Source organism: Neisseria sp. P0019.S003 (assembly GCF_051957115.1).
Lineage (GTDB): Bacteria > Pseudomonadota > Gammaproteobacteria > Burkholderiales > Neisseriaceae > Neisseria > Neisseria flavescens_D.
Genome location: NZ_JBQCWT010000013.1, coordinates 1 through 4995, shown reverse-complemented (window position 1 = coordinate 4995; position 4995 = coordinate 1). Strand labels below are relative to the sequence as shown.

General features: G+C 48.2%; 4 protein-coding genes and 2 pseudogenes. 2 read left to right on the top strand and 4 right to left on the bottom strand.

The genetic code is table 11. The annotated features are described in order from the left end of the window. The 3 genes and pseudogenes from ACTHTS_RS10770 to ACTHTS_RS10760 form a co-directional block, all read right to left on the bottom strand. Nucleotides 1–404 (bottom strand): hypothetical protein (locus tag ACTHTS_RS10770; RefSeq protein WP_440370018.1); only part of this gene is annotated, 404 nt, incomplete at its 3' end. A 25-nt stretch (nt 405–429) separates the two neighbouring features. Beyond that, nucleotides 430–1029 (bottom strand): Maf family protein, encoded by a 600-nt coding sequence (locus ACTHTS_RS10765; protein ID WP_070646353.1) that lies wholly within the window; start codon nt 1027–1029, stop codon nt 430–432. 39 nt (nt 1030–1068) lie between these two features. Beyond that, nucleotides 1069–1591: pseudogene (locus tag ACTHTS_RS10760) on the bottom strand (gamma carbonic anhydrase family protein). A 469-nt stretch (nt 1592–2060) separates the two neighbouring features. On the opposite strand from ACTHTS_RS10760, the pseudogene ACTHTS_RS10755 reads away from it, so the two are divergent. Then, nucleotides 2061–2665: pseudogene (locus tag ACTHTS_RS10755) on the top strand (biliverdin-producing heme oxygenase). Nucleotides 2666–2877: 212 nt separating this feature from the next. Further along, complete coding sequence (locus tag ACTHTS_RS10750; RefSeq protein ID WP_440370017.1) at nt 2878–4794, top strand: transferrin-binding protein-like solute binding protein; 1917 nt, start codon at nt 2878–2880, stop codon at nt 4792–4794. On the opposite strand, the gene ACTHTS_RS10745 is transcribed toward ACTHTS_RS10750, so the two are convergent. Further along, nucleotides 4750–4995 (bottom strand): hypothetical protein (locus ACTHTS_RS10745; RefSeq protein ID WP_440370016.1); only part of this gene is annotated, 246 nt, incomplete at its 5' end. The genes ACTHTS_RS10750 and ACTHTS_RS10745 overlap by 45 nt on opposite strands.

Below are 4995 nucleotides of genomic sequence, written 5' to 3'. Positions count from 1 at the left end.
TCTGAAGGCGATGTGTTTGAACCTGTTGAAAGCCGCCAACAGGCTAAGTGTGTCTGTTGCCGCCTAAAAGGCGGCCCGGATGCCTGATTATCGGGTATCCGGGGAGGATTAAGGGGGTATTTGGGTAAAATTAGGAGGTATTGGGGGAGGGAAATAGCCGAAAACCTGTTTTGGAGTTTCAGCTGTCGAAGGAAGGGCTTTTTTGCAAAGGTCTCATAGGTGTATTGATCGCCGAGCATGACCCAGCCGCCTGTGGGCGCATCTTCTATAGCGGAGCCAAGCTTCCCGAAAGAGAGGATGCTGTCGTTGCCTTTGCGGATGGCGGGTGTACCGTCGTCTGAAAAAGTGGTGCAGCCAGCGAGAAGGAATACTGCGGATAAAAAGGGGAAGACGTATGTTTTCATAATGTTTGTTTGAAGGTATTTAAAATCAGGCAAATGGGGGAATACTCAATCCGAATTGTTCCAACAAGCCGACCGTTTCGTAAACGGGCAGGCCCATCACGCCTGTAAAGCTGCCTTGCAAATGCTCGACAAACACGCCGCCCAAACCCTGAATGCCATACGCGCCCGCTTTGTCCATCGGTTCGCCACTTCGGATATAGGCGGATATTTCTTCGGCAGACAAGGTTTTGAAACGTACATCGCTGGTTTGCAAAACGCCGTGCGTTTTCCCTTGCCAATATACGCATACGGCAGTCAGCACCTGATGCGTCTGCCCTGAAAGCCGGGCGAGTATTTCGGCTGCTTGGGCTTCGGTTTCCGGTTTGCCGAGAATGTGGTTTTGATAGGCGACCGTAGTGTCGGCGGTCAGAATCGGATATTCGGGCGACGCGTCGTGTGTGGCTAACCATTGCTCGACAGCGGCGGCATTTTTTTCCTGCGCCATACGTTGCACATAATCGGCGGCTTTTTCGTCGGAATGCGGCGTTTCGTCGATGTCGGCAGGGATACGGATAACTTTGAATCTTAAGTTTTCCAGAATTTCGCGGCGGCGCGGGCTGCCGGAGGCTAGGTAGAGTGTGTGCATAAAACTTTCTTTTTTAGGGGATATAAGGTCGTCTGAAAATTATTTTGACTGTTTGTGTTGGCCGGACAGGCGCACATAATGCGCAGAAGAATATTTCAAAAATTCTTTTTCGGTCAGCGGGCGGACTTGTTTGACGGGCGAGCCGACATAGAGATAGCCGCTTTCCAAACGTTTGCGTGGTGGCACCAAGCTGCCTGCGCCTATCATCACGTCGTCTTCAATGACGGTATCGTCCAGAATAATTGTACCCATTCCGATCAACACACGATCGCCGATGCGGCAGCCGTGCGACATGACTTTGTGTCCGACGGTTACGTCTTCGCCGATGATAAGGGGCGAACCTTCAGGCTTTTCCGCGTTTTTGTGCGAAACGTGCAAGACACTGCCGTCCTGTACATTGCTGCGCGCGCCGATGCTGATGCTGTTCACGTCGCCGCGCAACACGGCATACGGCCAAACGGATACGTCTTCGGCAAGCGATACTTCGCCGATGATGACGGAGGTCTCGTCGATGAGGCAGGATTTGGGGAGTATGGTCTAAGAAGGGGCGGATAGGGTTCATGTTGTTTCTTTCTTTTTGATAGTGTGGCAGGTTTCAGACGACCTGCAGCTCGGTATAGCGAAAGTATGTCGTTTTGACGCAGGTGAGGCAAGGGCGGTGTCTCCCGAGATGTCGTCATGTCTTTGTAAACAATATTTTTTATGGTTATAGAACCATTTTCCGTTAGGCCTGCATCTCTTGTTTACCGAAGGTGGAAAATTGTCCGTTATTATCTTGTAGTTACAAGTAGCTGCAAATCATTCTCTTGCCATTTGAATTGGAATGATATATATTTTAAAAAAATATTTCATAAAATAACGAAACCCGATGGTTTGTTTTAAACAGGTTTGGTGGGTTTCCAATCTCACAAACCTTGGCTTCCATCCCATATCCGTTTTCAAATCTATCTAATCCACCTTGCCTAAATAAAGGCGGCCGGAAGGTCGTCTGAAACTGTATGAAGGATATTCACATGAGCGAAACACAATAGCTGACTTTTGCCAAACGGCAGAAAGAGCAGACTACAACTATTCACGATAGTGTGGACAACTTGGTTATGTCTGTCGAGCCGTTTACCAACAAAGAGAATTACATCAAATTTTTGAAACTGCAATCCGTGTTCCACAAAGCGGTCGATCATATTTATAAAGACTCCGAGTTGAACAAAGCCATTCCTGAGCTGGAATACATGGCGCGTTACGACGCGGTAACGCAAGACTTGGCTGATTTGGGCGACAAACCTTACGAATACGGTAAACCGTTGCCGCATGAAACCGGCAACAAAGCCATCGGTTGGCTGTATTGCGCCGAAGGTTCCAATTTGGGCGCAGCATTTTTGTTTAAACACGCGCAAAAACTGGATTACACCGGCGAACACGGCGCGCGCCACCTCGCCCCCATCCGAACGGCCGCGGCAAACATTGGCGTGCTTTTGTCGGGCATCTGAATGCTTTGGGTTTAAGTCCTGAAGCTGAAGCCGAAGCGATTCAAGGTGCAAAAGATGCATTTGCGTTCTACAAAGTCGTTCTGCGCGAAACATTTGACCTGCCTGCAGGTGCGGAAGCTCCGGAAGGCTTTGTTCCGTACCGTCATTAATGGTTTGACGATATAAGTAGAGGTCGTCTGAAACACATCTGTATACGCGGATTTATAAATTCCGTTTTCAGACGACCTTCATACTGGTGTAAGTGTTGTATTGTTTGGTTATCCACATCTTCGGTATTTTTTAATTGGTTTGATGTAAATAATTATCAAATATTTTATCACCATCATTCCAAAATACCATTATCACATTCAGGAGTTTTACCATGAAGGAATCATTTAAATTAAGTATGTTGGCGATTGCTTGCAGCATCGCATTGAGTGCATGCGGCTCAAGCGGTGGTGGCACGCCGTCTGCACAGCCTGCACCGACCCCGCAACAGCCGGGCAATAATTCTGGCTCGGGCGGAGGAGGTGATTCAAAACAAACAGAAGAAGCCAAGAAAGCTGAAGAAGCCAAGAAAGCTGAAGAAGCCAAGAAAGCTGAAGAAGCCAAAAAAGCTGAAGAAGCCAAAAAAGCTGAAGAAGCCAAAAAAGCTGAAGAAGCCAAGAAAGCTGAAGAAGCTAAGAAAGCTGAAGAAGCCAAGAAAGCTGAAGAAGCTAAGAAAGCCAATGAGGCCAATTCAGGTCAAGGTTTTGGCGGCGAAGGCAAAGTAATGGGTAAAGCTTTGGATGGCGGTGTCTTGGTAGCGAAAAAACGTGAAACCGGCGATTTGGAATATGCCAAAACCGAAGCCCCGATTGCATCGGATAAAAACAGCGTCGTACTTGATGGTGTCGCCATTAATACCAAAGACGTTAAAGCAGGTGAGTTCACGTTGGGCGAAAGAAGTACGAACGGCGGTAAAGCTGATGCAGCACAATATGCGATACACAGCGGCGACCTGCTGCCTGACGTTCGTTACGGCGGTGTTGCCGATGTAACCAACCTGCGTGATTTCAAACAAGCTTTATTTGTACAAGGTACTCCTACCGGAAGCGATACTGTTGCCGCTCAAAAAGGCGAAGCTACTTATAAAGGTATCGGTTTGCATTTTGCAAACGGATTGCCGGTCAATACCAGCTTGTTAAACGAGCTTTCTGATACAAGCTCTGCATCTAAATTGGAAAACCTGTATCCTGCCGCCAGAGCAACCGATGTTACCGCAAAAGTCAATTTCGACCAAAAAACCATCAATGTCGGCATCAACCGCTATTCCGATCAAACGGTTGGCGGTGGTAGCGGTGGCAATAGGATTGCAGGTGTCGTCAAATCCAATGCGCGCGATATGGCGGAAAATCTGTCTTTCAATGGCGATTTGCACGGCAACACCTTCTCCAACAAGCAAGGTACGATGCAAGGCGGATTCTTTGGCGCGAAGGCAGACCAACTTGCCGGTACATATAGTGCGGCAGGCAAAAACCAACGTGATGAAGACGTAGTGGCGCGCGGTGTGTTTGGTGCAAAACGCCAAGATGCGGCAGCTCAAGCAGGCGGACAGCCTGATGCGCCGGTTGCCAAACCTGATGCGCCTGTAACTCAGCCTAAAGTTGATGCCGCTGCAGCCGAATTGAAAAAAGGCGAAACAGGCGAGCAATACTTCTTATCGAATATCGCCGATTTGACCAAAGTCGTCATCAACGGTACGGCAATCGCTTTGGCACCTGTTACCAACAAGCTCTATCAAACTGAATTGGGTTCGGACTACAAGTCGTTTGTTGCTTCAGGCAATTTGAGCAATGTTGTCTTCGGTGCGGCAAAACTTGCCGATAATGCCTACTCCTTGTTTGTTCAGGGGGTAATGAGTACCTCTCTACCGTCCGGTACGGCTAAATACGCAGGCGAGGTGTTGAATTTCCGTGCCCGCAACTTGGATAATAAGGAAAACTGGGTGGGTGATACAGGAGGCTACCGTACTGTCGGTTCGTTTACCGCAGATGTCAACTTCGATACTAAGACTATCGCAGGTAAAATCAATAGTGGTGACAGATGGTTCATGAATGAACGAGCCTTTACCGCAGGTATTACAGGCAGCAGCTTTAATGGTAAATGGGATTCCGGTGTGCAAGGTTCTATCTCAGGCGGATTCTACGGCGACAAAGCTGCCGAAATGGCGGGACGATACAGTTACAATGAAAAACCAGGTGATAATGGCTCTTCAAGTAACAACGCTTTCGGTGTATTCGGCGGTAAAAAGCAATAACCGTCTGTTTAAGCTGAAAACAAACCGCCTGAAAGGGCGGTTTGTTTTTGAGTGGGTAGGATTTTCAGATAATCTGAGACCTTTGCAAAATTCCCCAAAATCCCCTAAATTCCCATCAAGACATTTAGGGGATTTTCCATGAGCACCTTCTTTCAGCAAACCGCCCAAGCCATGATTGCCAAACACATCGACCGTTTCCCA

What these genes read in the sequence shown, in the direction of transcription:
- ACTHTS_RS10765 (WP_070646353.1), bottom strand. Translation starts at nt 1,029, where the DNA reads ATGCACACACTCTACCTAGCCTCCGGCAGCCCGCGCCGCCGCGAAATT.
- ACTHTS_RS10750 (WP_440370017.1), top strand. Translation starts at nt 2,878, where the DNA reads ATGAAGGAATCATTTAAATTAAGTATGTTGGCGATTGCTTGCAGCATC.